The organism is Sulfitobacter indolifex (genome assembly GCF_022788655.1).
In the GTDB taxonomy this organism is placed as follows: domain Bacteria; phylum Pseudomonadota; class Alphaproteobacteria; order Rhodobacterales; family Rhodobacteraceae; genus Sulfitobacter; species Sulfitobacter indolifex.
Genome location: NZ_CP084951.1, coordinates 2192619 through 2215757 on the forward strand (window position 1 = coordinate 2192619; position 23139 = coordinate 2215757).

At 60.1% G+C, this 23139-nt stretch carries 28 protein-coding genes, 1 tRNA gene and 1 other RNA gene; 15 read left to right on the plus strand and 15 right to left on the minus strand.

What is annotated here, in order from left to right:
- Positions 1–112 precede the first annotated feature (112 nt).
- The gene (locus DSM14862_RS10655) at positions 113–1288 is read left to right on the plus strand and encodes a dipeptidase (RefSeq protein WP_007120698.1); all 1176 of its coding nucleotides are present in this window, start codon (positions 113–115) and stop codon (positions 1286–1288) included.
- A gap of 57 nt (positions 1289–1345) precedes the next feature.
- Here the strand turns inward: DSM14862_RS10655 and DSM14862_RS10660 are convergent, their stop codons facing one another.
- Both DSM14862_RS10660 and DSM14862_RS10665 read right to left on the minus strand, forming a co-directional pair.
- Entirely contained in the window at positions 1346–1732 is a 387-nt protein-coding gene (locus tag DSM14862_RS10660) for a hypothetical protein (protein WP_007120699.1), read from the minus strand.
- A 218-nt stretch (positions 1733–1950) separates the two neighbouring features.
- The gene (locus tag DSM14862_RS10665; RefSeq protein ID WP_007120700.1) at positions 1951–2511 is read right to left on the minus strand and encodes a protein-tyrosine phosphatase family protein; all 561 of its coding nucleotides are present in this window, start codon (positions 2509–2511) and stop codon (positions 1951–1953) included.
- Between the two features lie 88 nt (positions 2512–2599).
- Here DSM14862_RS10665 and DSM14862_RS10670 point away from each other — a divergent pair, with 88 nt between their 5' ends.
- Positions 2600–3232: a GntR family transcriptional regulator gene (locus tag DSM14862_RS10670; protein WP_007120701.1), complete on the plus strand. Its 633-nt coding sequence runs from the start codon at positions 2600–2602 to the stop codon at positions 3230–3232.
- Between the two features lie 61 nt (positions 3233–3293).
- Here DSM14862_RS10670 and rpoH read toward each other — a convergent pair whose 3' ends face one another.
- The gene (rpoH, locus tag DSM14862_RS10675) at positions 3294–4190 is read right to left on the minus strand and encodes an RNA polymerase sigma factor RpoH (RefSeq protein WP_007120702.1); all 897 of its coding nucleotides are present in this window, start codon (positions 4188–4190) and stop codon (positions 3294–3296) included.
- Positions 4191–4363: 173 nt separating this feature from the next.
- The gene (locus DSM14862_RS10680; RefSeq protein WP_007120703.1) at positions 4364–5410 is read right to left on the minus strand and encodes an RluA family pseudouridine synthase; all 1047 of its coding nucleotides are present in this window, start codon (positions 5408–5410) and stop codon (positions 4364–4366) included.
- On the opposite strand from DSM14862_RS10680, the gene DSM14862_RS10685 reads away from it, so the two are divergent.
- The gene (locus DSM14862_RS10685; RefSeq protein WP_007120704.1) at positions 5409–5699 is read left to right on the plus strand and encodes a DUF6476 family protein; all 291 of its coding nucleotides are present in this window, start codon (positions 5409–5411) and stop codon (positions 5697–5699) included. The two genes, DSM14862_RS10680 and DSM14862_RS10685, sit on opposite strands and share 2 nt — an antisense overlap.
- Here DSM14862_RS10685 and DSM14862_RS10690 read toward each other — a convergent pair whose 3' ends face one another.
- Positions 5700–6485: an inositol monophosphatase family protein gene (locus tag DSM14862_RS10690; RefSeq protein ID WP_007120705.1), complete on the minus strand. Its 786-nt coding sequence runs from the start codon at positions 6483–6485 to the stop codon at positions 5700–5702.
- A gap of 166 nt (positions 6486–6651) precedes the next feature.
- Between DSM14862_RS10690 and DSM14862_RS10695 the strand changes: the two genes are divergently transcribed.
- Positions 6652–7692, plus strand: a complete 1041-nt coding sequence (locus DSM14862_RS10695) for an NADP-dependent oxidoreductase (protein ID WP_007120706.1) — start codon at positions 6652–6654, stop codon at positions 7690–7692.
- Between the two features lie 114 nt (positions 7693–7806).
- Here the strand turns inward: DSM14862_RS10695 and DSM14862_RS10700 are convergent, their stop codons facing one another.
- Entirely contained in the window at positions 7807–8712 is a 906-nt protein-coding gene (locus DSM14862_RS10700) for a LysR family transcriptional regulator (protein ID WP_007120707.1), read from the minus strand.
- Between the two features lie 94 nt (positions 8713–8806).
- Between DSM14862_RS10700 and metF the strand changes: the two genes are divergently transcribed.
- Positions 8807–9673: a methylenetetrahydrofolate reductase [NAD(P)H] gene (metF, locus tag DSM14862_RS10705; RefSeq protein ID WP_007120708.1), complete on the plus strand. Its 867-nt coding sequence runs from the start codon at positions 8807–8809 to the stop codon at positions 9671–9673.
- An 80-nt stretch (positions 9674–9753) separates the two neighbouring features.
- Positions 9754–10236, plus strand: a complete 483-nt coding sequence (locus DSM14862_RS10710; RefSeq protein ID WP_007120709.1) for a PaaI family thioesterase — start codon at positions 9754–9756, stop codon at positions 10234–10236.
- 71 nt (positions 10237–10307) lie between these two features.
- Here DSM14862_RS10710 and DSM14862_RS10715 read toward each other — a convergent pair whose 3' ends face one another.
- The 4 genes from DSM14862_RS10715 to DSM14862_RS21875 form a co-directional block, all read right to left on the minus strand.
- On the minus strand, positions 10308–10763 hold the full coding sequence (locus DSM14862_RS10715) for a PRC-barrel domain-containing protein (protein ID WP_007120710.1): 456 nt from the start codon (positions 10761–10763) through the stop codon (positions 10308–10310).
- 164 nt (positions 10764–10927) lie between these two features.
- Positions 10928–11004, minus strand: a tRNA-His gene (locus DSM14862_RS10720).
- A 65-nt stretch (positions 11005–11069) separates the two neighbouring features.
- Positions 11070–11378: a GNAT family N-acetyltransferase gene (locus tag DSM14862_RS21870; RefSeq protein ID WP_322790846.1), complete on the minus strand. Its 309-nt coding sequence runs from the start codon at positions 11376–11378 to the stop codon at positions 11070–11072.
- A complete protein-coding gene (locus DSM14862_RS21875) occupies positions 11379–11552 on the minus strand; it encodes a hypothetical protein (protein WP_007120712.1) in 174 nt (57 codons plus the stop codon).
- A 79-nt stretch (positions 11553–11631) separates the two neighbouring features.
- On the opposite strand from DSM14862_RS21875, the gene DSM14862_RS10730 reads away from it, so the two are divergent.
- Positions 11632–11820, plus strand: coding sequence for a DUF6324 family protein (locus tag DSM14862_RS10730; RefSeq protein ID WP_040701755.1), 189 nt, complete (start codon positions 11632–11634; stop codon positions 11818–11820).
- A 26-nt stretch (positions 11821–11846) separates the two neighbouring features.
- On the opposite strand, the gene DSM14862_RS10735 is transcribed toward DSM14862_RS10730, so the two are convergent.
- Positions 11847–12323 (minus strand): MmcB family DNA repair protein, encoded by a 477-nt coding sequence (locus DSM14862_RS10735; RefSeq protein WP_407705328.1) that lies wholly within the window; start codon positions 12321–12323, stop codon positions 11847–11849.
- A gap of 89 nt (positions 12324–12412) precedes the next feature.
- Between DSM14862_RS10735 and DSM14862_RS10740 the strand changes: the two genes are divergently transcribed.
- The 5 genes from DSM14862_RS10740 (at position 12413) to ssrS (ending at position 15545) form a co-directional block, all read left to right on the plus strand.
- Complete coding sequence (locus DSM14862_RS10740; RefSeq protein WP_007120715.1) at positions 12413–13741, plus strand: hypothetical protein; 1329 nt, start codon at positions 12413–12415, stop codon at positions 13739–13741.
- Positions 13738–14514, plus strand: a complete 777-nt coding sequence (locus DSM14862_RS10745) for a COG3904 family protein (RefSeq protein WP_007120716.1) — start codon at positions 13738–13740, stop codon at positions 14512–14514. The genes DSM14862_RS10740 and DSM14862_RS10745 overlap by 4 nt, the downstream gene beginning before the upstream one ends.
- A 94-nt stretch (positions 14515–14608) precedes the next feature.
- Entirely contained in the window at positions 14609–14929 is a 321-nt protein-coding gene (locus DSM14862_RS10750) for an ArsR/SmtB family transcription factor (protein WP_007120717.1), read from the plus strand.
- A complete protein-coding gene (locus DSM14862_RS10755; protein WP_007120718.1) occupies positions 14926–15348 on the plus strand; it encodes an SRPBCC family protein in 423 nt (140 codons plus the stop codon). Before DSM14862_RS10750 ends, DSM14862_RS10755 begins: the two co-directional genes overlap by 4 nt.
- A gap of 42 nt (positions 15349–15390) precedes the next feature.
- Positions 15391–15545, plus strand: a non-coding RNA gene (gene ssrS / locus DSM14862_RS10760) — 6S RNA.
- Between the two features lie 63 nt (positions 15546–15608).
- Here the strand turns inward: ssrS and nusB are convergent.
- The 4 genes from nusB to DSM14862_RS10780 form a co-directional block, all read right to left on the minus strand.
- Positions 15609–16085: a transcription antitermination factor NusB gene (nusB, locus tag DSM14862_RS10765; protein ID WP_007120719.1), complete on the minus strand. Its 477-nt coding sequence runs from the start codon at positions 16083–16085 to the stop codon at positions 15609–15611.
- Positions 16082–16633: a 6,7-dimethyl-8-ribityllumazine synthase gene (locus tag DSM14862_RS10770; protein WP_007120720.1), complete on the minus strand. Its 552-nt coding sequence runs from the start codon at positions 16631–16633 to the stop codon at positions 16082–16084. The genes nusB and DSM14862_RS10770 overlap by 4 nt, the downstream gene beginning before the upstream one ends.
- 4 nt (positions 16634–16637) lie before the next feature.
- On the minus strand, positions 16638–17762 hold the full coding sequence (ribB, locus tag DSM14862_RS10775; protein WP_007120721.1) for a 3,4-dihydroxy-2-butanone-4-phosphate synthase: 1125 nt from the start codon (positions 17760–17762) through the stop codon (positions 16638–16640).
- Between the two features lie 82 nt (positions 17763–17844).
- Positions 17845–18432 carry a riboflavin synthase gene (locus DSM14862_RS10780; RefSeq protein ID WP_007120722.1) on the minus strand — a complete coding sequence of 196 codons (588 nt, stop codon included), beginning with the start codon at positions 18430–18432 and terminating at the stop codon, positions 17845–17847.
- Positions 18433–18561: 129 nt separating this feature from the next.
- Between DSM14862_RS10780 and DSM14862_RS10785 the strand changes: the two genes are divergently transcribed.
- The 3 genes from DSM14862_RS10785 (at position 18562) to DSM14862_RS10795 (ending at position 23136) form a co-directional block, all read left to right on the plus strand.
- Positions 18562–19854 (plus strand): capsule biosynthesis protein, encoded by a 1293-nt coding sequence (locus tag DSM14862_RS10785; protein ID WP_007120723.1) that lies wholly within the window; start codon positions 18562–18564, stop codon positions 19852–19854.
- A gap of 114 nt (positions 19855–19968) precedes the next feature.
- Positions 19969–21102, plus strand: a complete 1134-nt coding sequence (locus tag DSM14862_RS10790; protein ID WP_050770437.1) for a polysaccharide biosynthesis/export family protein — start codon at positions 19969–19971, stop codon at positions 21100–21102.
- A 9-nt stretch (positions 21103–21111) separates the two neighbouring features.
- Positions 21112–23136, plus strand: coding sequence for a capsular polysaccharide biosynthesis protein (locus DSM14862_RS10795; RefSeq protein WP_007120725.1), 2025 nt, complete (start codon positions 21112–21114; stop codon positions 23134–23136).
- The last annotated feature ends 3 nt before the right edge of the window (positions 23137–23139 follow it).

Sequence of the window (23139 nt, forward strand, 5' to 3'; positions counted from 1 at the left end):
AGGGAATTACTGCTTGATCTTGATTGATATGGTTCCCGCGCCCCTCACGTCACGCTTTATTCGCGTTGGGCGGGAGACTACGCTTCGCTCAATTTATCAGATGGGACGGGACATGCGCATTATCAAGATCATCCTCGCCGGGCTGCTGGCGGTCGTTTTGCTGGCGGTCATCGGCTTTTTTGCCTTTGCCCCAGCCTTTGTCGAAAAGTCCCGCAATGCGGTGGCTGTGCATGATCCCTACCCCGTGTCTGATGCCGCCCGCGCCCTGCATGACCAGCTGATCGTCGGCGATTGGCACGCCGACCCCTTGTTGTGGAACCGCGATCTCAGCCAGCGGGGGGATTATGGTCAGGTCGATGTGCCCCGGCTGATCGAGGGCGGCGTGGCGCTGCAAGTCTTCACCGCTGTTACAAAATCTCCCGCCGGGCAGAATTACGACAACAACTCGGCCGACGCCTTCGACAACATCACCGCATTGGCGGTCGGGCAGCTTTGGCCGTTCCGTACGTGGAACAGCCTGCTCGAGCGCGCGCTTTATCAGGCGGAGCGTTTGCATAAGGTCGAAGCGGCCCTGCCCGACACATTCCGGATCATTCGCACCCGCGCCGATCTCGACGCTTTGCTGACGGACCGCGAAGCTGGCAGTGCAGTTGTCGGCGGCATACTGGGCATCGAAGGCGCCCACCCGCTGGAGGGGAAGCTTGCAAACCTCGACCTGATTGAAGCCGCCGGGCACCGTGTCATCGGGCTGCATCACTTTTTTGACAATGAGCTTGGCGGATCGCTTCACGGGCAAGGCAATCACGGACTAAGCGACTTTGGCCGCGCCGTGGTGGCCGAGGTGGCCAAACGCGGCTTGGTCCTTGATCTTGCCCATTCCAGCCCGCAAGTCGCCCAAGATGTGCTTGAAATGACGGACATACCCCTCGTTGTGAGCCACACTGGCGTCCGCGCGCATTGCGATGTCAAACGCAACTTTCCCGATGCGTTGATGCAAGAGATCGCCGCCACGGGCGGTGTGATTGGCATGGGCTATTGGGATGAGGTCGCTTGTGGCGATATTCGGCCAGCCGGGATCGCCAAGATGATTGTCAAAGCGGTTGAGGTGGTCGGGATCGATCATGTCTCGCTTGGCTCTGACTTCGACGGGTCGGTTGCCACTGCGTTTGACACCTCAGAGATGCCCGCGCTGACACAGACACTGATGGACGCCGGCTTGACCGAAACTCAAATCCGCAAGGTCATGGGGGGAAACATGCTGCGCGTGCTGCGGGCCCGATTGAAATGATCTGCTATAAAAAACACCCCCAAAAGGGGGTGCAGTTGTTGGGAATTGGGCCGTAAATTACGCAGCGCGCAGGGTGGTATCTCCCTTATTCAGCCGGTCAAACATGACGGATATGCTGACAGCTCTCTGCACGAGCCGTTCGCGAAATTCTTGACGTTGGCCGATGCCGCGCGAAGGCACGCTGGTGAGCAAGCAAACGGTGCGCGGTGGCGCTGAAGGATGGGACGAATAGGTTACTTCAACCATCGCCTCGACCTTGCCGAAGTCACGGTCGTAACGGACACTCAGGAAGCGTGCTTCGATTACCTTATAGGCCAAAGTATGCGCATCGAGCGGGCTTGAGACGAGAACGGGATCATAGGTGCGTCGGCGCCGGATAATGTCCCCTGCGGTGAGGGTGGCGATTTTTGCAGATGATTTTTGGGCGATAGGGCTGATAAACATGTGTGATCCTCTTCTCTCGTCGTCCGTTTTTTCTCGTCGTCCGGTGTGACTTCCCTTCTTCAGGGTGGTTGCTGTTCCTAGAAGGCGTCGCGGTCTACCCAAGCTGTATACATGTTGTCGCGGCCAATTAAGGCAGGAATGTGGCAAGAAATTGCAGACAATGGGGCATTCGTATAATTCGAGATATTTTTTTCACGGATTTTAACCGATTGCGCGCTTTACGAGACTTTATCTCTGTCTAGAAGCCAGTTTTCCTGCAGTTGATTTTCAATTGCCTCGTGAAAATGTTCACGCACCAATGCCACAGCGGTGGCTGCAGGCAGCCCTGCCCCCATCAGCAGCCATGCCGCAATAAGCCCACTGCGGCCCGCCCCATACTGACATGACAGAGCGACGGCCTCTCCCGCGTCCAGCGCTTGCTCAAACCGAGCACGATGTTCGGGCCACCTACGCAGGAACGCCTCCCCCGGAACATTGAAATCTTCGATCGCCGCGAAATGTATCTCTAGGCCAACCTGCTGAGAAATATCAGAGATTAGTGAAAATGCACCATTGGGAAGCTCTTCTTCTTCGGTGAGAACCAAAAACTGCCGGGCACCGACAGCGCGTAGTCCTTTCAGGGTTTCCGTCATCTGTTGCGGGTCAAGGTAGGGCGTACCGTCCACATGGGTCAGCAGCCCCGGAAAGCCCGTCATAGCCAGATACCCGCCACGTGGGGTCGGGATGACAGCGCGGATCGATGTGAACTCGGGATCGAAAGCAGGTGCATCAACAAGCATAACATCATCCAAATAAATTGAGTGTACGCATCAGTACCTGTATACATGTTAACGAGGCAAGCTGCGATTAGGACGAAGGATGGGAACAATGCTACAGCAGGTTAAATCCAGCGACATGATTGCCGAAACGCTTCGCGCTGATATCTGTCTCAACCGAGATATCGAAGATGGTATGCTGCATGAGGTGGCTTTGGCGCAGCGTTTTGGGGTTTCTCGCACACCTGTCCGGCAGGCGCTTCAGCGGCTCGCCTATGAACGTATGATCGCTGTGAAGTCAGGTGTCGGCTCGGTCATCACCCCCTTGGACGGAAGCAAACGCGCCGACGATATTTGCGCTGCGGTCGCGATTATCGAGGCTGTGGCCAAATGTGCATCCGCCCACGCCGCGCCGCCATCTCAGTTCATGTCGGTAGTAGGAATTTTAGGGATAATGGACATCAGCCAGCTAGACCGCGCCGAAGACTTCTTTGAAACGCGCGCAGGGCTGTTAACGGCTTTGGCAGAAATGATCGAAAACCCAATCCTGAGCGACGCATTTCGAGCGGCCTACTGGCGCTTAATCAGATGGACGGTGCGCGATCATGCTGCCGCGTCCGGTCCGCAAATTGATCACCTTCGTGAGTTGCTTCAATCCGCCGCGCGGGCGATGAAGCACGGCACGTTGGCCGAAGGTTTCGCGCAGATTGCTACGATCGAAGGCAGGCTGTGTCAACCGAGCTAAGCTGCAACGCAAAAGCCCCGCTTGCTAAAACGGGGCTTTCATCATCAGACAGGTAGATGGCTTAAGTCGTAGCCATCATCCCTTTGTCTTTGGCCAAGTCGCGCATGCGCTTTTGCAATTTCTCAAAAGCGCGCACTTCGATCTGGCGGATGCGTTCCCGGCTCACATCATACTGTGTAGACAGGTCCTCAAGCGTGACCGTTTCGTCCGACAGGCGCCGCTGTGTCAGAATGTCTTTTTCACGATCGTTTAGCACATCCAAAGCATCGGCCAGCATCTCGCGGCGGGTTTCCAACTCATCGCGCTCTGCATAGTCGCCAGCTTGGTCGGCATCTTCATCCTCCAACCAATCCTGCCACTGCATCGTCCCCTCGCCTTCGGAGCCGACAGTCGCGTTAAGCGATGCATCCCCACCAGACATCCGGCGATTCATCGACACAACTTCGGCTTCCGTCACGCCCAGTTGAGTGGCAATTTCCGTCACATTCTCAGGCCGCAAGTCACCTTCTTCCAGCGCGCCGATCTTGTTCTTGGCTTTACGCAGGTTGAAGAACAGCTTTTTCTGACCGGAGGTCGTGCCGAGCTTTACCAGTGACCACGACCGTAGAATATATTCTTGGATCGAGGCGCGAATCCACCACATCGCGTAGGTAGCAAGGCGGAAGCCTTTTTCTGGGTCGAAGCGCTTCACAGCCTGCATCAAACCCACGTTCGCTTCCGAGATGACCTCAGCCTGTGGCAGGCCGTAGCCCCGGTATCCCATCGCGATTTTCGCTGCGAGACGCAGGTGCGAGGTGACCATCCGGTGGGCCGCTTCTGTATCCTGCTCCTCTACCCACCGCTTGGCGAGCATGTACTCTTCCTCAGGTTCCAGTAGGGGGAACTTGCGGATCTCTTGCATATAGCGATTCAGCCCGCCTTCCGGTGTCGGTGCGGGCAGATTTGCATAATTTGCCATGTCTTGTCCCTTTCCCCATTTAGGTTGGGGCCTATGTTATTTCTCTTAACATACAATATGGTCGGCCCCCGCCGTGCTTTCAAGACAGAAGCGTTCACGCTTTTGTTCAGTATTGCACAGCTTCTGTGTACAGAACGTACCCACGGCCGCAGCGGTTCCTTAGGGTGGCGGGGTCATGCCGATGGCGCGACAGGCCCATCGCGCAGCAGGTTCAGCAGTGCCGCCATATCCGACGGCAAAGGCGCTTCGAACCGCAGGTTTTCGCCGGTGACAGGATGCTCAAACCCCAGAACAGCCGCGTGGAGCGCCTGACGAGGGAAGGCCCGAATGGCGTCGGCGGTGGCCTCAGGCAAGGCCGTCTTCGCCAATTTGCGCCGCCCGCCATAGGTCGCATCGCCCACTAACCCGTGACCTGCATGGGACATATGCACGCGGATCTGATGGGTGCGGCCTGTCTCAAGCCAGCATTCCAGCAGCGCCAGCACGGGCGGCGTGCCGAAACGCTCAATCGTCCGGGCGCGGGTCACGGCGTGACGCCCGCCTTGGAACAGCACCGCTTGGCGCTGACGGTCGGTCTTGTGCCGCGCCAGTTGTGTGGTCATGCGCAGGATATTCCCGGCCTCAAACGACGCGCCTTTGACACCGCGCAGACGCGGGTCGTTGGCATCTGGCACACCGTAGACGAGCGTCTGGTAGTATCGCTCGACAGTATGTTTCTCAAACTGCGCGGCCAGCCCATGATGCGCCGCGTCGGATTTGGCGACGACCAGCAGGCCAGTCGTATCTTTATCGATCCGGTGCACAATACCGGGCCGTTTCATGCCGCCCACGCCTGAAAGATCATCGCCGCAATGAGCTAATAATGCGTTAACCAGCGTGCCTGACGGCGAGCCCGGCGCGGGATGCACCACCATGCCTGCAGGTTTGTCGATCACGATCAGGTCGTCGTCTTCAAACACCACAGACAAGGGGATATCTTCAGGCAAGATGTGGCTCTCGGCGGCCTCCTCGACCTTGATCTGCACCACCTGGCCCTCTGCCACCTTAGCACGCGGATCATGCACAACCGCACCGTCCACGGTCACGGCCCCCTCTTCGATCAATCGGCCCAATCGAGTGCGCGACAGGTTCGCAGCCTCTGGCACATCGCGCGCCAGCGCCTTATCAAGACGGGCGGGCGGGCTATCGCCCAGAATGAAATCGATGCGGCGGTGAGACATGGACACGGACAACCCTGATGAACCGGCAAACCTGCGGTTTCTGCGGCGGATGGTGACGGTCTTGACCGTCGTGATGATTGGCGGGGTTCTAGTGCTGATCTTCGTGCTTGTCACCCGCCTGAGCGATCAAGGGCCGACAATGCCGCGCGCGATCACCCTGCCCGATGGCAGCAGCGCCCAAGCGTTTACACAAGGGCGCGGCTGGTATGCGGTGGTAACGGATGCTGACACGATTCTAATCTTCGACCAATTGACCGGCGAACTGCGCCAGACGATCCCGATCGAATAATCAGCCGCGGATCGTCTTAGCAAAGGTCGAATAGATCGGCTCGTTCGAGCAGATGATCTCGCCATGCTGAAGGATGTTCCGCTCTGGGCGGATCGCCTCAACAAGGCCACCGGCCTCTTTAACGATCAACATGCCTGCGGCCACATCCCACGGCTTCAAACGACGCTCCCAAAAGCCATCATAGCGGCCCGAGGCCACGTAAGCGAGATCGAGCGAAGCAGCGCCCCAGCGGCGCACACCGGCGCAGACGGGCAGCAAGCGGCCCAGATCCTTAAGCGTTTCGGGCAGATCGGCACGGCCCCCGAAAGGCAGGCCCGTGGCAAAGATCGATTCAATCATGCGGTGGCGGCCCGAGACCCGCATGCGGCTCTCGTTCATCCAAGCACCGGTGCCTTTTTCGGCAAAGAACATCTCATCCTTGGCCGGGTCAAAGACCACACCGGCGACGATCTCGCCCTTATGCTCCAGCGCGATAGAGACGGCCCAATGCGGCAGGCCATGCAAAAAGTTCGTGGTGCCATCCAGCGGGTCAACGATCCAACGGCGCGTTGGGTCTTGGCCCTCTTCCTCGCCGCCCTCTTCGGCCAGCCAGCCGTAAGTGGGGCGTGCGCCCATCAGGTCGTCTTTGATGATCTTCTCAGCGCCAATGTCGGCCTTGGTCACGAAATCGCCCGCACCTTTAACCGAGACCTGAAGGTTCTCGACCTCGCGGAAATCCTTGACCAATGCACGCCCCGCTTTGCGTGCTGCTTTGATCATGATGTTGAGATTCGCACTGCCGATCATTGTTCGCGCCCTTTGATGGATAAGGCGGGACGTATAGGGCGCAAGAGCGCAATTGCCAAGGGGGCAGAAACCTAAGCCGCCGGGGCATTCTTACGCAGCGTGCGGGTTGTTTTCGAACCACAAGGTGACACCTTGGACACGTAGCAATCAGCACGAAGGAAACCCCATGTCCGACCAGATGCAAAAAATCGTCCTCGCCAGCCGCCCCGACGGCGCGCCGACACCTGAGAATTTCCGCCTCGAGAGTGCGGATGTGCCCCAGCCCGGTAACGGCGAAATCTTGGTCGAAGTACATTACATGTCGCTCGACCCCTATATGCGGGGCCGGATGGACGACGCGAAATCCTATGCGGAGCCTGTGCCCATCGGTGGCCTGATGGAGGGCGGCAGCGTTGGCAAGGTGATCGCGTCCAATGATCCGAGCTTTCAGGTCGGCGATTTTGCTTTCGGCGCTTTTGGCTGGGCGACCCATGGCGTTGCCCCGGCCAAGCAGTGCCAGAAAGTCGATGCCGAGGGCGTGCCGATCACCGCCTCGCTTGGCGTGCTGGGGATGCCCGGGCTGACGGGATGGTACGGTCTCAACGAAATCGGCCAGCCGAAAGAGGGTGAGACGCTGGTCGTCGCAGCAGCCACGGGGCCGGTCGGGTCCATCGTGGGGCAGCTGGCCAAGGCCAAGGGGCTGCGCACCGTGGGCATCGCGGGCGGGGCTGAGAAATGCGAGATTGCCACGCGCGACTTCGGTTTTGACGTTTGTCTCGACCACCGCGCCTATGACGACGCCAAATCCCTGCGCGCCGCGCTGAAAGAGGCCGCCCCCGATGGGATCGACATCTATTACGAGAATGTCGGTGGCAAGGTCTTAGATGCGGTGCTGCCGCTGATGAACCCACATGGCCGCATCCCGCTTTGCGGTATGATCGCGTGGTATAATGCGGGCGGGCTTGGGGCTGATGCCGAAGGGGCCGGCCTCACCGCGCCGCGGCTGTGGCGGACAATTTTGGTGAATTTCCTTACCGTCCGCGGCTTCATCATCTCAAACCATTGGAACCGGATGCCGGAGTTCCACCGGGAAGTGGCCCCAATGGTGGCGGATGGGCGCGTGAAGGTGAAGGAAGACATCACCGAAGGGCTGGAGAATGCCCCGCAGGCGTTTATCGACATGCTGAATGGCGGCAATACCGGCAAGGCGATTGTTAAGGTGGCCTAATGCTGGAGATGCGTCGTCCCGCCCTGTGGGACGGCGCATCGCCAAACCCAGTCCGGTATCAAGCCTCACCCAATCCCAAGCCCGTCGGGCAGTCGCTGTCCGACAGCACTCCGCTCAGGCCCGTTGCAACTTCCGCGCCTCCTGCCCGGCCAGCTTCAGCAATTCCTCCATAAACGGCTTGCCCAAATCATCCTTGCGCACCGCCGCATAAAGCCTGCGCGTAATCCCCTTCTCCGTCAGCGGCCGGGTCACGTAATCCGACGAATACTTGACCTCACGCACCACCCAATCAGGCAGCACCGACACGCCCCGGTTCGACGCCACCAAAAGCAAAATCACCGCCGTCAGTTCCACCTGCCGGATCGCCGCAGGCTCGACCTTGGCCGGAATCAACAACTGGCTGAACACATCCAACCGCGAACGCTCTACCGGATAGGTAATCAGCGTCTCACCGCGAAAATCCGCCGCCTCGACAAAGGGCTTTGCAGCCAGAGGATGGCTCTGCGATGCTACAAAAACCGGATTGTAATCAAAGAGTTCAACAAACTCCACGCCCGGTAGCTCTTCGGGATCGGACGACACCACCAAGTCAACTTCTTCGCGCAACAACGCGGGCAGCGCGTCGAAAGCCAGGCCGGGGCGGATATCCACATCCACATCCGGCCAATGCCGCCGAAACTGCTCTAACACCGGGAAAAGCCACTCGAAACAGGCGTGACACTCAATGGCGATATGCATCCGCCCGGTGCTGCCCGCCCGCAGGCCCGAGAATTCGTCCTGCAACGCCTCGACTTGCGGCAAAACTTGCTGAGCAAGCTTCAATAACCGCTGTCCCGCCGGAGACAGTTTTAGCGGTTTCGAGCGTCGCACAAACAACTCGACCCCGGCCTGATCCTCCAGCCCCTTCACCTGATGACTTAACGCCGACTGCGTGATATTCATCTGCTCCGCCGCGCGGGCCAGCCCGCCCGCCTCGTGAATGGCCTTGATCGTGCGTAGGTGACGGAACTCAATGTGCATGTGAGGCATTACTCATGTTCAAGATGAATGTTATGAGTTTGTCTCACAGCGATGAATATGAGACAAGACGTGAAACCGCCAAAAGGATCTCCTGATGACCACGCCTGCCGTCTCCTTCGAAGTCTTTCCGCCCCGCACCGTCGGCGCGGCGTTTAAACTGTGGGATGCAGCTCAGGCGCTGGCCCCGCTGGCCCCGCGTTTCTTCTCGGTCACCTATGGCGCGGGCGGCACGACACGCGATCTTACCCATGATTCGGCGCATGTTTTGCATCGCACCTCTGGCCTGCCGGTCGCCGGGCACTTGACCTGCGTTGGCGCTAGCCGTGCGGAAACCATGGACGTTGCCGAGAAATTCGCCGAAGCGGGCATCAAAGACATCGTCGCCCTGCGCGGCGATCCGCAAGCGGGCACCGATAAATTCGCGCCCCATCCTGAAGGCTTCGCCGACAGCTGCGAATTGATCGAAGCACTGGCCAAAACCGGAAAATTCACCATCCGCGTCGGCGCATACCCCGACCCGCACCCCGAAGCGGCGGACCAACAGGCCAATATCGACTGGCTGAAACGTAAATTCGACGCCGGGGCCGACGAAGCACTAACGCAGTTCTTCTTTGAGGCCGACACCTTTCTGCGCTTCCGCGATGCCTGCGTCAAAGCGGGCATCGACAAGCCAATCACGCCGGGCATCTTGCCGGTGGTCAACTGGACCTCAGCGCGCAAGTTCGCTGTAAAATGCGGCACGCCGATCCCCGAGTGGGTCGATCAAGCCTATGAGGCGGCGATCCGTGATGACCGCCATGATTTGCTGGCCCAAGCCCTCTGCACCGAATTGTGCAGCGATCTGATCGACGAAGGTGTCGACGCGCTGCATTTCTACACGCTCAACCGTGCCGAGCTTACCCGCGATGTTTGCCGCGCAATCGGCGTGACCCCGCAGGTCGATCTTTCGGACGTCGCGTAAGCGAAACTCTTGGAAGGCAGGGGCTTGCCCCTGCCTCCGCCGGGCGTATCCTTGGCAGCGATTAACTGCCGGAAAGAAATATGCCCCGCATTGCCCAAAGCCCTGCCGATCTTCTCTCACAATCTGACGCTCTGAATCTCTCGGGGCTTGAGTTCATGCAAGCGATCCTCGACGGAACCAACCCCGGCCCGCCCATTGGCGAAACCATGGGCTATACGCTGCATTCGGTCAAAGACGGTCAGGTCGTGTTTCGAGGCGCGCCAAGCTTTGCCATGACCAACCCTATGGGGACGGTCCACGGCGGGTGGTACGGCACACTTTTAGACTCCGCGATGGCTTGCGCGATTATGACAAAGGTCCCGCGCGGCTCGGTCTACACCACATTGGAATACAAGATTAACATCTTGCGCGGTTTGCCTATCGGGATGGAGATCGACTGCACCGGTGTGATCGATCACGTCGGCCGCTCTACGGGCGTGGCCCACGGAGAAATTCGCGGTGTTGATGATGGCAAGCTTTATGCCACGGGTTCCACCACATGCATCGTGATGAAGCTAAAATAGAATTATCCCCGGTCCGGGCATATGCCGAACCGGGGATAAAAAACTAAGAGGCGGGTGCCCCTGAGTATGTCTTAGTCCCAGAAACCTTCGTCAACGCTTGGCAGCGCTTCCAGCTCTTCTTCGCTCAGACGTGTGACATAAGCGTAGGTCGTGTCGTCCACAGCCACCAAGTTTACATCTGGCACAGAAATCATCACGTGCTTATCGCCGATATCAAGGAAACCACCGACTTCTGCCACGATCCCGACCATTTGGCCGTCTTTGGACAAAATGATGTCTTCGATCTCACCGATCTCGTTCCAACCGGAATCGATACCGTTATAAGCAGTGTTCGGGGACCATTCGTCGCTTGCTTCGTTCACGGTGTAGATTTCTCCACCAGTGATATCCCGCGTGCGGATCAGGTCGCCGCGCATCTCGCTCATTGCCATGCTGTCGACCTTGGAGAAGTCGGTCATGTGGGCCTCCGCGAATGCGGCTGTACCTGCAAGGGTCAATGCAACGGCGCTAACTGTAAGGTTCTTCATAGTGTTTCTCCTTCATCTTCTTGCTGAAGAACCAACGGGAGAGGCGCGCGATTGTTCCAAAAAGGAATCTGTTCACGTCTAAGCAATCCAAGGCGGATGCACAAATGAGCTTGCGCCCAGCAGCACGGCTGCTGTTGCAATCGAGATCGGCGATATAAGGGTAATGGTACCACCTCCTGGTCTCGAACCAGGGACCTCTTGATCCACAATCAAGCGCTCTAACCAACTGAGCTAAGGCGGCACTGGGGCGGATTTAGCGCCCGTGGCCGGGGAATGCAAGACCTCAGGCGCAGAAGAATTGCAGCTTTAGACCAGAATTTCCCATGTCTGTTCAACGTTGGCTTTGCCAAAGGATATAACCGGGCGGCTGCCGGTGAGTTGCCAGCCATTCCGCGCATACAACCTGCCTGCCGCGCGGTGGGATTCGTGTGTCCATAGCTGCATTGCCTCATAGCCGCGATCACGGGCGAACCCCATGCAGGTCTGGAGCATAAGGTGACCCAGAAAAGTCCCTCGGGATTCTGGCATTAACAAAAAGAGCCTCAGCTTAGCCCGCTGCGCGTCTAGCTCTACACAAAATATCGATCCCAGCCGTTGGCCCTCGTGATTGGCGATTCAGCCTCTTTCACAGTTAGGATCATGACCGTCTATGAAATCATCGATGATCTGGGTAACCAGCACGCCAAAGCTTTCATCGAACCCCTCTTTTGCGCAATAATGCTCCCGGTGCTGGGCGATCAGCCAATCCCGGTCGTCCGGGTCAAAGGTACGAATCTCGATATTCTCCATGCCCCAGCATGGCCGCAAGATCGCTTGCCTTTCAACCCGCGCCGCGCTAGCGATAAGCCCCACCAAACCGGAGGCTCACATGGGCATCGACACCGAACGCGACATCGAAGCAAACCTGCAAATCGGCCCGACCGACAAAGGGATGGTCCGTCTCTTTGTTGAAGGTGACGGCGTGGAAATTCCGATGGACTTCACCCCGGATGAGGCACGCGAGATCGCAGAAGAAATCATAGCAGCCGCAAGCCGCGCGGGCAAAAAGGGCCGCTAACCCTCCCCCCGAGCGCCAGCTCAGCCCTATGACCAGTTCGGCGCCATATCCGGATCACGCAGCCGGTGCAGGCGCCGGGCGGCATGGGTCGCGAACTTTTGCACCATCACCTTGCGCCGTGCAGGCGCAAGTTTCGTCTCGTCACTCATCCGCAGAATCTCAGCGCCATAGGCGTCGCCGATGATGAGGCCGCTCTCTTCGGGCAGCAGATCGACCGGGAAATCACTATCGACCGCCCAGAAGAACCGATCAGCCCATTCTAGATAGCCCTCCCATTTTGCGTCGCCCATAAAATCGGCGCGGCAGGATTTACATTCGACGATCCAAACCTCCCCCTTGGGACCAAGGGCCATCACATCTACGCGCAGGCCACGCGTGGGCACCAATTCCTCCACACAAGCGAATCCCAAGTCCGCTAAATGCCGCATCACCCCCCGCGCCAACAGCTGACCGGGTTGGAACTGTTTTATGTCTGTCTCCATCATAACCACAAATATGAACATTTAGTGAACATCCGCAAGGGGCTAGGCCGGAAAGTTTGGTAATTCCCCCGCCGCCCCCTATCTTGAAATAAGCAAAGCGAGGGGATTCCATGGCAGACCGCGAACCGATGAGTGAGACGCAGGCGCGCGGGGTGCGCTACGCCCGTGAGTTGGAGGGCCATTTGACATGGCTCGACACGTTTTCGGGCACGGCGCTTGGCGTGCTGGCTGTCGCCTCGGGCATCTATACGTACCTCGGTGTTTCTTCACTTTTGGATGACAATGGTGCCATGTCGGCCTTTGCCGCGATTGCTTATTCGGTGGCGGTGTCGGTCGGTATTTTCGTCTTTTGGTCCTATCTTCTGCGCCTTTTTCCTGCTGTTCGCACCACCCGCGCCCGCATGGGGCTTTTGGGGGCGATGGGCCTTGGCTCTCTCGCTATAATCGCGATGTCGAGCTGGCTGAACGCGGCGGCGCTTGCCGGGTCAGCGGCGGTTGAACAGCATTTGGCTAAAACGGTGCAAGATTACCAAGGCGCCCTGGAACGGAGCCACGAAATTGCTCTTTCTGCTCAAGGTCTTGAACGCGATGTTGCCCGAGTACGCCAAAGTTTCGAGGACCTCAGCGAACAAGAGGCGGCAGGCAGCCTGTCGGGCCTTGCCGGGCGCGGCGCGGTGTTTCGGGTGCTGCGACAGAAATCAGCAGAGCTTTCGGGGTTAGAAGCGCAGATCGCCACCCAGACGCCGCTGGTGAATGATGCTTTTTCCGAAGGGAACCAAATCCTCAGCCGAATGCGTGCGCTCACGGTGGAACCCGGCCCGGTTGAGGCCCGCTCGGTCGAATTTTCCGAACAAGCGGTGCGGCTTGCGGGGCTGATCACGCGGCTACGCCAGCTTTCCGTCGCCCCGTTGGTGGAACGCGCAGCGCAGGATCTTTCGGCCTCTGTCGTGCTGCCCGAACTTGATGGCAGCAGCGAAGAGCAACGTGGTGCCCAAGGTGCCACGATCACCTCGGTTCTAGAAGTGCTGGCCCAACGTGCCGCCACGCTGGAACGCGCCGCGCAAGACGTGCAATCTATGCCCCCCGCCGCCGATACCACCTACACGCCGATCTCCAGCGCCGATGCGGTGATCCTTTATGCGCGCAACTTCGTCCCCTCTTGGGCCGGGGCGATCGCGATTGATCTGCTGCCCGCGGTGTTGGTGATGATCCTCGCCGTTACCCACGGCGCGATCCGTTCGGGCCGCGAAGGGGCCGCCGTCGAAGACACGCTAACCCTAGCAGAATTGCGCGCCGCGCTTGCCGCTGTACGCGACGTGGATGCGGCGATGCAGGAAAGCCCCGCGCATAAACGCGGCGCCCCTGCGCCACAACAACCCGAGGAAACCGACAGGCGTGAAGACACGCCCGGCCACGTTACACCGATCAAAAGCACGTGAGCGAGAGCACGCCCCCAGACCTCGGCACCACACGCAAGCCGCCCATTGTTGGGCGTGTGCTGATTGGCGTGCTGATCTTTCAGCTTGGCCTTGCGGTGCTGCTGTTCTGGGGGGATCTGGGCGAAGGGCTGCGTCTGCCGGGGTTTGGCCCGCAGGCGCCAGAACTGACCGAGCCCATCCGCCCCGGTGATCAGACCCGCCGTTTTCGCCCCGAACGCGCCCCAAACCCCGGCCAGCCGATGCCCGAAACCGCCCTGCCCGATCGGCTAGTCTTAACGCCTGTTTCTGGCGGGCGTGCAGCACTGCTGGAAGGGGCGATTGAAGCGGGCGATGCCGAACGAATCGTCAAACAACTGTCTGAGCTTACGCCTGCGCCTGAGGAGCTCTATCTCAACTCTCCCGGCGGATCCGTGCGCGATGCGCTTGAACTGGGCCGCTATCTGCGCCGCGAGGGGTTTAACACCACGCTGCGCGACGGGGACATCTGCTATTCCGCTTGCCCCTACCTGCTGGCGGCGGGTGAGACGCGCAAGGTGCCAGATAGCGCTTCTGTGGGTGTGCATCAGCATTACTTTGGCAAAAGCACGCTCTTGCCTGCCTTTGTCGCCGTAGAGGACATCCAGCGCGGCCAGGGCGAGGTAATGCGCTATCTAGACGACATGGGGATCGACCCGCTGGTCATGCAGCATGCGCTGGTGACGCCGCCCGATGAGATTTACGTTCTTCTGCCCGAGGAGTTGCGGCGCTACGGATTCATTCCCGAAGTGGAGTAGAGCACAGTCGGGCGTATCATCCGACACACCTTGACATGATACCTTTTGGTATCTATTCCTATGTAAAACCAAAAGGTATCGCATAGGCACCATCATGACAGACCTGTCCCAACCCACTTTCCGGGCGCTCGCCGACCCTACCCGCAGGGACATCCTCAAGTTGCTCCGCCACGACGACCTGACGATTGCAGAAGTCGCCGGCCATTTCGACATGACACGCGCGGCGGTGAAAAAGCACCTCACGGTGCTCAGCGACGGCGGGTTGATCACGGTCAGCGCCCGTGGCCGCGAAAAGGTCAACCGCATCAACCCCCAAGGATTCGCCCCCGTGCTCAGCTGGATCGAATATTTCGACAGCTTCTGGGACGCGCATCTCGACGCATTGAAAACTGCCATCGAAAAGGAAAAATTATGACCAACAACACCCTGCGCAAAACGATCTTTCTCCAGGCCAGCCGGGAAACTGTCTGGCAGTTCCTGACCCAGCCCGACAAGATCGGCACATGGTTTCACGCCCCCACCGCCCCGCTCAAGCAAGGCGAAGAACTTGCACTTTATGGGAATGAAAGCGGCGACCGTGTGGTTTGGGGGCAAGTGCGCGAGGCCCGTGCCCCTGAATATCTGGAGTATAGCTTTACCATCAAGCCGATGAACGGCGCGGAGAGCACGGTGAGATGGACGTTAGACAAAGTGCCCGGCGGAACGCGCCTGTCACTTGAGCATGAAGGCCTGCCCGCTGGCGAAGCCGCATTTGGCCTGACGCTGGCGCTTGATAAGGGTTGGGATGGTCATCTTGGACAATTGCGCGACCACTTGCACGAAAACGCAGCCTAACCCCTTGCCGCAGCCCCCATTGGCCCCTACATCGTGTGTCGACGGGTTCTGCCCTGTTCGTGAACGTTACATTCCAGTGGCCTTAAGCAAATCCGAGGGAGCTGGCTCTGTCCGAGCCCTGGTTCGGTTACCTGGCGCCCACCTGTACATACAGGTCCTCGGGAATATAAAACAGCAGCGGCAGGTGCGGTTCCCGTCACTCCCCCTTCGCTGCAATTTGATCTGACTGCTCTGGCTCTTGGGCTGGGTCGTCCCTTTGCTTAAAACGCTTCGGGACGGGCCTCTCGCGCCATGTGGTCGAGCACGGCATTCACAAAGCTCGGCTCGCGCCCTTCGGGGAAGAACGCATGCGCCACGTCGACATATTCCTTGATGACAACGCGCGGTGGCGTCTCGTCATGGCGGAACTCAGCGCCCGCCGCGCGGAACAGCGCGCGCAGCGTCGGGTCGATCCGGGCGATGGCCCATTTCGCGACGATGGCGCGGTTGGCCATCTGGTCGATTGGCGCCTGATAGTTCACCGCATCTTCGAGCACGCGAGAGAAGTGATCCACATCGCCCTCTTGCATCTCGTCGCCCTCATAGACAGCACCGAAACGGTGGTCGATGAACTCGTGACGCACGACATCGACCGTCTGCGCGGAATGCTCCATCTGGAACAGCGCCTGCACGGCATAGAGCCGCGAGGCTGACTTCATCTTACGTTTCTGATTGCCCGAAAGCGCGTTGCTGGTCATGCGATGTTTGATCCGTCCGTGTCGCCGGCCATCAAGGTGTCCTGCCCGAATGGCTTGAACCCGATGCCCTTGCTCTGGCGGCCCCATTTACGAGCGAGCGCGATGAGATGCAAGGCCGCAGCCGCCGCACCGCCACCTTTGTTTTGCCCCTCAGGGTCGGCGCGGACTTCGGCCTGTTTCTTATTCTCGACTGTCAGGATGCCGTTGCCGATGCAAAGCCCTTGCAGGCCAAGCAGTTGCAGGGCGCGGCTGCTGTCGTTGCAAACGGTCTCATAGTGTGTGGTCTCGCCCCGGATCACGCAGCCAAGCGCGACGTAGCCGTCGAAATTGCTGCCCCGATCGGAAATACCGATGGCGGTGGGAATTTCCAGCGCGCCGGGCATCTCGACGACTTCATAGTCGGCACCCGCGGCCTCTAGCTCGGCCTTGGCCCCGGTTAGCATGCCGTGGGCGATGTCCGAATAGTAGGGCGAAACGACGATCAGCAGCTTCACCGGCGCGTCGAATTCCGGGCGCGGCAGGATGGTGTGTTCTTCGGCGGAAGCCATGGTGTTACTCCGTGGTGATGGGCCGGGTGCCCACGATTTCCAGCGCATAGGCATCAAGGCCCAGATAGCGCGTGTCGGGATTGTCGGTCAGCAGGACCAGTTCATGCAGCCCCATCGACGACAGGATCTGTGCACCAAGCCCGGTGCGTTTGATCGTGCGCGGGCGGTCGTCGTCTTCGGCATCAAGCCGGAGGCGCGGATAGGGATCGCGGAACAGCACAACAGCGCCGCGGCCTTCGTCAGCGATGATCTGCATCGCATGCGGCAGCTCATCCGCCGGGCTAGGGCCAAGCCCCAAAATGTCTTCGAGCGCATTGATTGCATGGGTCCGGATCAGCACCGGCTCGGGCGTCGAGATATCGCCCTTGGTCAACACCACATGGTCGGTCCCGGTGATCTGGTCCGAGAACACCCGCATCAACCAGTCGCCGCCATAGGCCGAGGTCACGGTGCGGCTGTCACGCTCCACCAGCAGGTTATCGTGCTTGTGGCGGTAGGTGATCAGATCGCTAATCGTGCCGATTTTGAGGCCGTGCTCGGCGGCGAATTCCACCAAATCGGGCAGACGCGCCATTTCGCCATCATCTTTCATGATCTCGCAGATCACGCCCGAAGGATGCAGGCCGGCAAGCCGCGAAATATCGACCGCCGCTTCAGTATGCCCTGCCCGCACCAGCACGCCGCCATCGCGGGCACGCAGGGGGAAGACATGGCCGGGCGTCGCGATATCCGCCGATCCCGTCTCTTCAGAGATCGCAACCGCCACGGTCAACGCGCGGTCGGCAGCGGAGATACCCGTGCTCACACCCTCACGCGCTTCGATACTGACGGTAAAGGCCGTTTCGTGCCGCGAGGAGTTGTTTACCGCCATCATCGGCAGGCCCAGATGATCAATCCGCGCCGAGGTCATTGGCAGGCAGATCAGCCCGCGCCCGTGGGTCGCCATGAAATTGATCGCCGCCGCATCGGCAAACTGCGCCGGGATCACCAGATCGCCCTCATTCTCGCGGTCTTCATGGTCCACCAGAATGAACATGCGGCCTTGGCGCGCGTCTTCGATGATCTCTTCAATCGGAGAAATCGCGTCGCTCAGCCCTGTCTCGACCGGTCCGGGTGTGTCAAATTGCATCGGCTGCTTTCCATCTATTTGTTGTCCGGCTCATAGCCTGACCCGCGCCGCTTGGCCAGAGCGCGGCACGCAGGGCGCTGCGTTACATCTCGTTCAGACGTGCCACATACCGCGCCAGCGTGTCGATTTCGAGGTTGACCAGATCCCCCACTTTCGCATCGCCCCAAGTGGTGACTTCTTTGGTGTGCGGGATGAAGTTGATGCCAAAATCGCAGCCATCGACATCATTCACCGTCAGCGAGGTGCCATTCAGCGCCACAGACCCCTTGGGCGCGATGAACCGCGCAAGATCCTTTGGCGCGCGAAGCGTCACGCGGGTGCTGTCGCCCTCGTCTTTCATCTCGATAATCTCGGCCACGCCATCAACATGGCCCGACACGATATGCCCGCCTAACTCATCGCCCACCTTCAACGCACGCTCAAGGTTCACTCGCCGCCCCTCGGCCCAGTGCTGGCCAAGGTTGGTCTTGCCGACCGTCTCGGCGCTGATCTGCACTTCGTACCAATCGTCACCCAGCCCCACGACCGTCAAGCAGACCCCGTCGCTCGCGATAGAGGCTCCCATGTCGATGCCGCGGGTGTCATAGCGCGTCTGGATACGCGCGCGCAGATCGCCTTCCTGCTCCAGCTTGGTCACGGTGCCAACGTCTGTGATAATGCCGGTGAACATGGGGTGGGCTCCTTTGCAGTTTGGCGCAGTGGTAAACCCGCGCACCGCCACAGGCAAGAGCGGGTGACGCCACATTGTCGCCCCTATTATATGGTGGTTAAAGGTAAACCACGCCGACTTAGGACCCGTATGACCGTGACCGCCGACCCCACCCGCACCTTCTTGTTCCTGCAAGGCCCGCATGGGCCTTTCTTCAACAGTCTGGGCAAGATGCTGCGCCGTGCGGGCGCGGAGGTTTGGCGTGTGGGCTTCAACGCGGGCGACCGGGCCTTTTGGTTTCATCCTTCGACCTACATCCCCTATCGCGGCACGGTCGAAGACTGGCCCCAGATTTTTGCGACCCTGTTGGACGAAAAGCAGGTCACCGACATCGTGCTCTACGGCGACACGCGGCCCATCCACGCCGAAGCGGTGGCCGAGGCCAAGCGCCGTGGCATCACCGTGCATGTCTTTGAGGAAGGTTACATGCGGCCCTATTGGGTCACCTATGAGCGCGGCGGGTCGAACGGCAACTCGCGCCTGATGGAGATGACCATCCCACAGATGCAGGCTGCTTTGGCGCGGTCGGATATGGAAGCCCCCCTGCCCCCGGGCCACTGGGGCGACATGCGCCATCACATCTTCTATGGCGCGCTTTACCATTGGTTCGTGATGTTCCGAAACGGCGACTATCGCAATTTCAAACCGCACCGCAGCCTGCCGGTGACCAAGGAATTCCGCCTCTACCTCAAGCGCCTGTTGCTGATGCCCGTCCTGGCCGCAGACCGTCTGCTCGCCACGCTCAAGATCCGGCTCGGCGGCTTCCCCTATCATCTGGCGCTGCTGCAGCTGGAGCACGACTCCTCGTTTCAGCAACACTCCCCTTTCAACACGATGGCCGATTTCCTCGAACTGGTGATCGAAGGTTTCGCCAATGGCGCGCCGCAGCACCATCACCTCGTCATCAAGGCCCATCCGCTGGAGGATGGCCGCGCGCCGGTGCGGCGCGATGTCAAACGGTTGGCGCGGGCGCATGGCGTCTCTGACCGGGTGCATTTCGTGCGCGGCGGCAAGCTGGCACAGCTTTTGAACGACACGCGCAGCGCGGTGACGGTGAACTCCACTGCCGGGCAACAGGTGCTTTGGCGTGGTATTCCGCTCAAGGTCTTTGGCCGCGCGGTCTATTCCCAGCCTGAATTCGTCTCAGACCAGCCATTGCCAGAATTCTTTGCCACCGCCAGCCGCCCCGACAACCGTGCCTATAAGGACTACCGGCGCTATCTGCTTGAAACTTCGCAGGTTCCGGGCGGTTTCTATGCTGCACGCGGGCGGCGACAGTTGCTGCGCCAGGTGGTTGATATGATGCTCTCTGCCGAAGACCCCTACGACGCCCTTGAACAAGGCACCGCGGCCCCTCGGCAACAGTTGCGGGTCGTAACCTGACTTAACCCATTCCGCCCTGTAGATTTTTTCTAAAGGCTGCGCTAAGTTGCAAAGTAATACGTCATGACAATTGACGATTTCGAGGCAGAAAATTCAGGTCGAGGAGACCGGGCAGTGAAATCCGTATCATACCGGTGGGCGCGTCCCATCGCAGCGCTGGCGGCATTGGCCGTCATCTCATCTTGTGGTTTGCCGCAGGTCGGGCCGAACAAACGGCAAATTTACGCAGGTTCCGTGCAACGCGAAGGGGATGCTTTTGTCATCGCCGTGAACGACCGGGTGACCCGTGCGATCGCCGTGGCCCCGGCGCTCGGTTTCTCTGAAAGTTTCAAACGCGCGGGCCAGGTCGGCTCTGACACGATCCAGCCGGGCGATATCCTTGGCATTACCATCTATGAGAACGTCGACGATCCGCTTTTGGGCGTCGAGGGTGCGCCCGCCACCCTGCTTGAAGAAGTGCAGGTTGATGGCGCGGGCTTTATCTTTATTCCCTACGCAGGCCGTATCCGCGCCGCGGGCAACACGCCCGAAGCGATCCGCCGCATCATCACCCAGAAACTGGGCGAACAAACCCCCGACCCGCAGGTCGAAGTCCGCCGCGCAGCCGGTGACGGCTCTACCGTATCGCTGATCGGCTCCATCGGGGCACAGGGCGTTTATCCGATTGAGCGCCCGACCCGCACACTGGCCGCCATGCTGGCGCGCGCAGGCGGTGTGACCATCATCCCCGAAATCGCGCAGGTCACCGTGATCCGGAACGGCCAGCGCGGCAAAATCTGGTTCCAAGACCTCTATGATCACCCTGAGTTGGACATCGCGCTACGCCCCGGCGACCGTATCTTGGTCGAAGAGGATACACGCTCGTTCACAGCGCTTGGCGCGACCGGCGGACAGGCGCGCGTTCCCTTTGAATCGCAGAACCTCTCGCTGCTCGAAGGCATCGCACAGGTTGGCGGGTTAAGCCCGATCTCGGCTGACCCCACCGGCGTTTTTGTGTTCCGCAACGAGCCTGAAGAAGTTGCCGAACAGGTGCTGGGCCGCTCTGATCTGACCGGCGCGCAGCGTATGGTCTATGTCACCGACCTGACCAAGCCCAACGGCATGTTCATGGCCCGCGACTTTGTGATCCGTGATGGCGACACGATCTATGTCACCGAGGCCCCCTTCACCCAGTGGAGCAAGGTAATCTCGGCCATCACCGGCACGGCAAGCTCGGCCGACAGCATCTCATCGCTCACCAGCGGCTGACCCACGCCGGTGGCCTTTGAAGCTGACCCATACCAATACCCCGCCGCCGGTCCCGAAAGGAGCCGGCGGCTTTTCGTATATAACGGCGGGTTTCTGACACAGCGCCGCCTGCGACGTATTTTGCAACTCTCCGGCCATTCCCTGCGCATCGGCCTGCCCGGCCCCGGCGATGCGGTGGCGGTTTGGGGCAATTCCCCTACCGCACATCGCGGATTGGCCGTTGCCGCGAAACGCGAGGTGCCTGTGATCAGGGTTGAGGATGCATGGCTGCGCTCATTGCATCCGGGCCGCGCGGGCGAGCCTCCCTTGGGTCTGTTGATCGACAGTCGGGGCGCGCATTTTGACCCTGCGCAGCCTTCGGACCTTGAGGAGTTACTGGCCCATCATCCGCTTGATGATACCGCCTTGCTAAACCGCGCGCGCGGCGGCATGGCGCAACTGGCCGAGCATCACTTGACGAAATACGCGGGCTTTGACCTTGATATGCCCGCGCCAGATCCCGGCTATGTGCTGGTGATCGACCAGACGCGGGGCGATGCCTCTGTCACCGCCTCGGGCGCGGATCGCGCGCGGTTTCTGGAGATGCTGGTCTTGGCACAGGAGGAGCACCCCGGCGCGCGGGTCATCATCAAGACCCATCCAGAGACAGCACAGGGGTTTCGCCCCGGTCACTTCGGGCCGGAAGACACCAACGACCGCATCTCGCTTTTGAGCGAACCGATCAGCCCATGGACGCTATTTGAAGGCGCGGTCGGCGTTTATACCGTGTCATCGCAAATGGGGTTCGAAGCGATCTTTGCCGGCCACAAGCCGCGCGTTTTTGGCCAGCCGTTTTATGCAGGATGGGGGCTGACCGTCGATGAATTCCCCGTTCAGCGCCGCCAGCGCAGCCTCACCCGCGCGCAGCTCTTTGCAGCGGCGATGATCCTCTATCCCACATGGTACGACCCCTACCGCGATACGCTTTGCGAGTTGGAAACCGCCGTCGACGCGCTCGCCGCTCAGGCCCGCGCATGGCGCGAAGATCACCACGGCTGGGACGCATGGGGCATGCGCCTTTGGAAACGCCGCCCGCTGCAGCAGTTCTTTGGCCAGTCCACACCGGTCCGCTTCCGCAAAGGCCCGCCTGAGGCGCCTGCGCCCCCCCGCCGCGCTATGGTCTGGGCCAGCAAGACCGAAGCCGCTCCAGAAAGCGCACTGCGGGTCGAAGACGGGTTCCTGCGATCGCGGGGGCTGGGCGCCGAACTGGTCCCGCCGCTGTCGCTGGTTTGCGATGATTTGGGTATCTATTACGATCCCGAAGGGCCAAGCCGCTTAGAAAAATGGATAGAAAAGCGCGCTGACCTGCGCCCCGATCAACATGCCCGCGCACGCAGGTTAATTGAGACGCTGACCGGCGCGGGCCTCAGCAAATACAACCTCGGTGGTGCCGCCCCCGATCTACCAACGGGCCGCCGTATCCTCGTGCCGGGACAGGTGGAGGATGACGCCTCGATCCTCACCGGGACCGATCAGGTGCGCACCAACGCCGCACTCCTCGCCGCTGCCCGTGCGGGAAATCCAGATGCCGTGATCCTCTACAAACCCCACCCCGATGTCGAAGCAGGCCTGCGCACCGGCGCGACCGAGGCGCAAGACGCCGACGTGGTGCTAAGCCACGCCGACCCGATGGCCCTGCTCGGCCAAGTTGACGCCGTTTGGACCATGACCTCATTGCTAGGATTTGAAGCGCTGCTGCGCGGCGTGCAGGTGGTAACGCTCGGCGCGCCCTTCTACGCGGGCTGGGGCTTGACCGAAGACCATGGCGATGTGCCCCCCCGCCGCCGCGCGCGCGTGACACTGGAAGGGCTGGTTCACGCCGCGTTGATCGACTACCCGCGCTACCGCGATCCAGTCACCGGCCTGCCTTGCCCGGTTGAGGTGGTGGTCGAACGGCTTTCAACAGGTCACATACCCCGTGTGGGACTGGGCAACCGGCTGCTGTCAAAGCTACAAGGCGTCTTTGCCAGCCAGAGCTATCTTTGGCGGCGATAGAGT

What these genes read in the sequence shown, in the direction of transcription:
- DSM14862_RS10655 (WP_007120698.1), top strand. Translation starts at nt 113, where the DNA reads ATGCGCATTATCAAGATCATCCTCGCCGGGCTGCTGGCGGTCGTTTTG.
- DSM14862_RS10660 (WP_007120699.1), bottom strand. Translation starts at nt 1,732, where the DNA reads ATGTTTATCAGCCCTATCGCCCAAAAATCATCTGCAAAAATCGCCACC.
- DSM14862_RS10665 (WP_007120700.1), bottom strand. Translation starts at nt 2,511, where the DNA reads ATGCTTGTTGATGCACCTGCTTTCGATCCCGAGTTCACATCGATCCGC.
- DSM14862_RS10670 (WP_007120701.1), top strand. Translation starts at nt 2,600, where the DNA reads ATGCTACAGCAGGTTAAATCCAGCGACATGATTGCCGAAACGCTTCGC.
- rpoH (WP_007120702.1), bottom strand. Translation starts at nt 4,190, where the DNA reads ATGGCAAATTATGCAAATCTGCCCGCACCGACACCGGAAGGCGGGCTG.
- DSM14862_RS10685 (WP_007120704.1), top strand. Translation starts at nt 5,409, where the DNA reads ATGGACACGGACAACCCTGATGAACCGGCAAACCTGCGGTTTCTGCGG.
- DSM14862_RS10680 (WP_007120703.1), bottom strand. Translation starts at nt 5,410, where the DNA reads ATGTCTCACCGCCGCATCGATTTCATTCTGGGCGATAGCCCGCCCGCC.
- DSM14862_RS10690 (WP_007120705.1), bottom strand. Translation starts at nt 6,485, where the DNA reads ATGATCGGCAGTGCGAATCTCAACATCATGATCAAAGCAGCACGCAAA.
- DSM14862_RS10695 (WP_007120706.1), top strand. Translation starts at nt 6,652, where the DNA reads ATGTCCGACCAGATGCAAAAAATCGTCCTCGCCAGCCGCCCCGACGGC.
- DSM14862_RS10700 (WP_007120707.1), bottom strand. Translation starts at nt 8,712, where the DNA reads ATGCACATTGAGTTCCGTCACCTACGCACGATCAAGGCCATTCACGAG.
- metF (WP_007120708.1), top strand. Translation starts at nt 8,807, where the DNA reads ATGACCACGCCTGCCGTCTCCTTCGAAGTCTTTCCGCCCCGCACCGTC.
- DSM14862_RS10710 (WP_007120709.1), top strand. Translation starts at nt 9,754, where the DNA reads ATGCCCCGCATTGCCCAAAGCCCTGCCGATCTTCTCTCACAATCTGAC.
- DSM14862_RS10715 (WP_007120710.1), bottom strand. Translation starts at nt 10,763, where the DNA reads ATGAAGAACCTTACAGTTAGCGCCGTTGCATTGACCCTTGCAGGTACA.
- DSM14862_RS21875 (WP_007120712.1), bottom strand. Translation starts at nt 11,552, where the DNA reads ATGGAGAATATCGAGATTCGTACCTTTGACCCGGACGACCGGGATTGG.
- DSM14862_RS10730 (WP_040701755.1), top strand. Translation starts at nt 11,632, where the DNA reads ATGGGCATCGACACCGAACGCGACATCGAAGCAAACCTGCAAATCGGC.
- DSM14862_RS10735 (WP_407705328.1), bottom strand. Translation starts at nt 12,323, where the DNA reads ATGTTCATATTTGTGGTTATGATGGAGACAGACATAAAACAGTTCCAA.
- DSM14862_RS10740 (WP_007120715.1), top strand. Translation starts at nt 12,413, where the DNA reads ATGGCAGACCGCGAACCGATGAGTGAGACGCAGGCGCGCGGGGTGCGC.
- DSM14862_RS10750 (WP_007120717.1), top strand. Translation starts at nt 14,609, where the DNA reads ATGACAGACCTGTCCCAACCCACTTTCCGGGCGCTCGCCGACCCTACC.
- DSM14862_RS10755 (WP_007120718.1), top strand. Translation starts at nt 14,926, where the DNA reads ATGACCAACAACACCCTGCGCAAAACGATCTTTCTCCAGGCCAGCCGG.
- nusB (WP_007120719.1), bottom strand. Translation starts at nt 16,085, where the DNA reads ATGACCAGCAACGCGCTTTCGGGCAATCAGAAACGTAAGATGAAGTCA.
- DSM14862_RS10770 (WP_007120720.1), bottom strand. Translation starts at nt 16,633, where the DNA reads ATGGCTTCCGCCGAAGAACACACCATCCTGCCGCGCCCGGAATTCGAC.
- ribB (WP_007120721.1), bottom strand. Translation starts at nt 17,762, where the DNA reads ATGCAATTTGACACACCCGGACCGGTCGAGACAGGGCTGAGCGACGCG.
- DSM14862_RS10780 (WP_007120722.1), bottom strand. Translation starts at nt 18,432, where the DNA reads ATGTTCACCGGCATTATCACAGACGTTGGCACCGTGACCAAGCTGGAG.
- DSM14862_RS10785 (WP_007120723.1), top strand. Translation starts at nt 18,562, where the DNA reads ATGACCGTGACCGCCGACCCCACCCGCACCTTCTTGTTCCTGCAAGGC.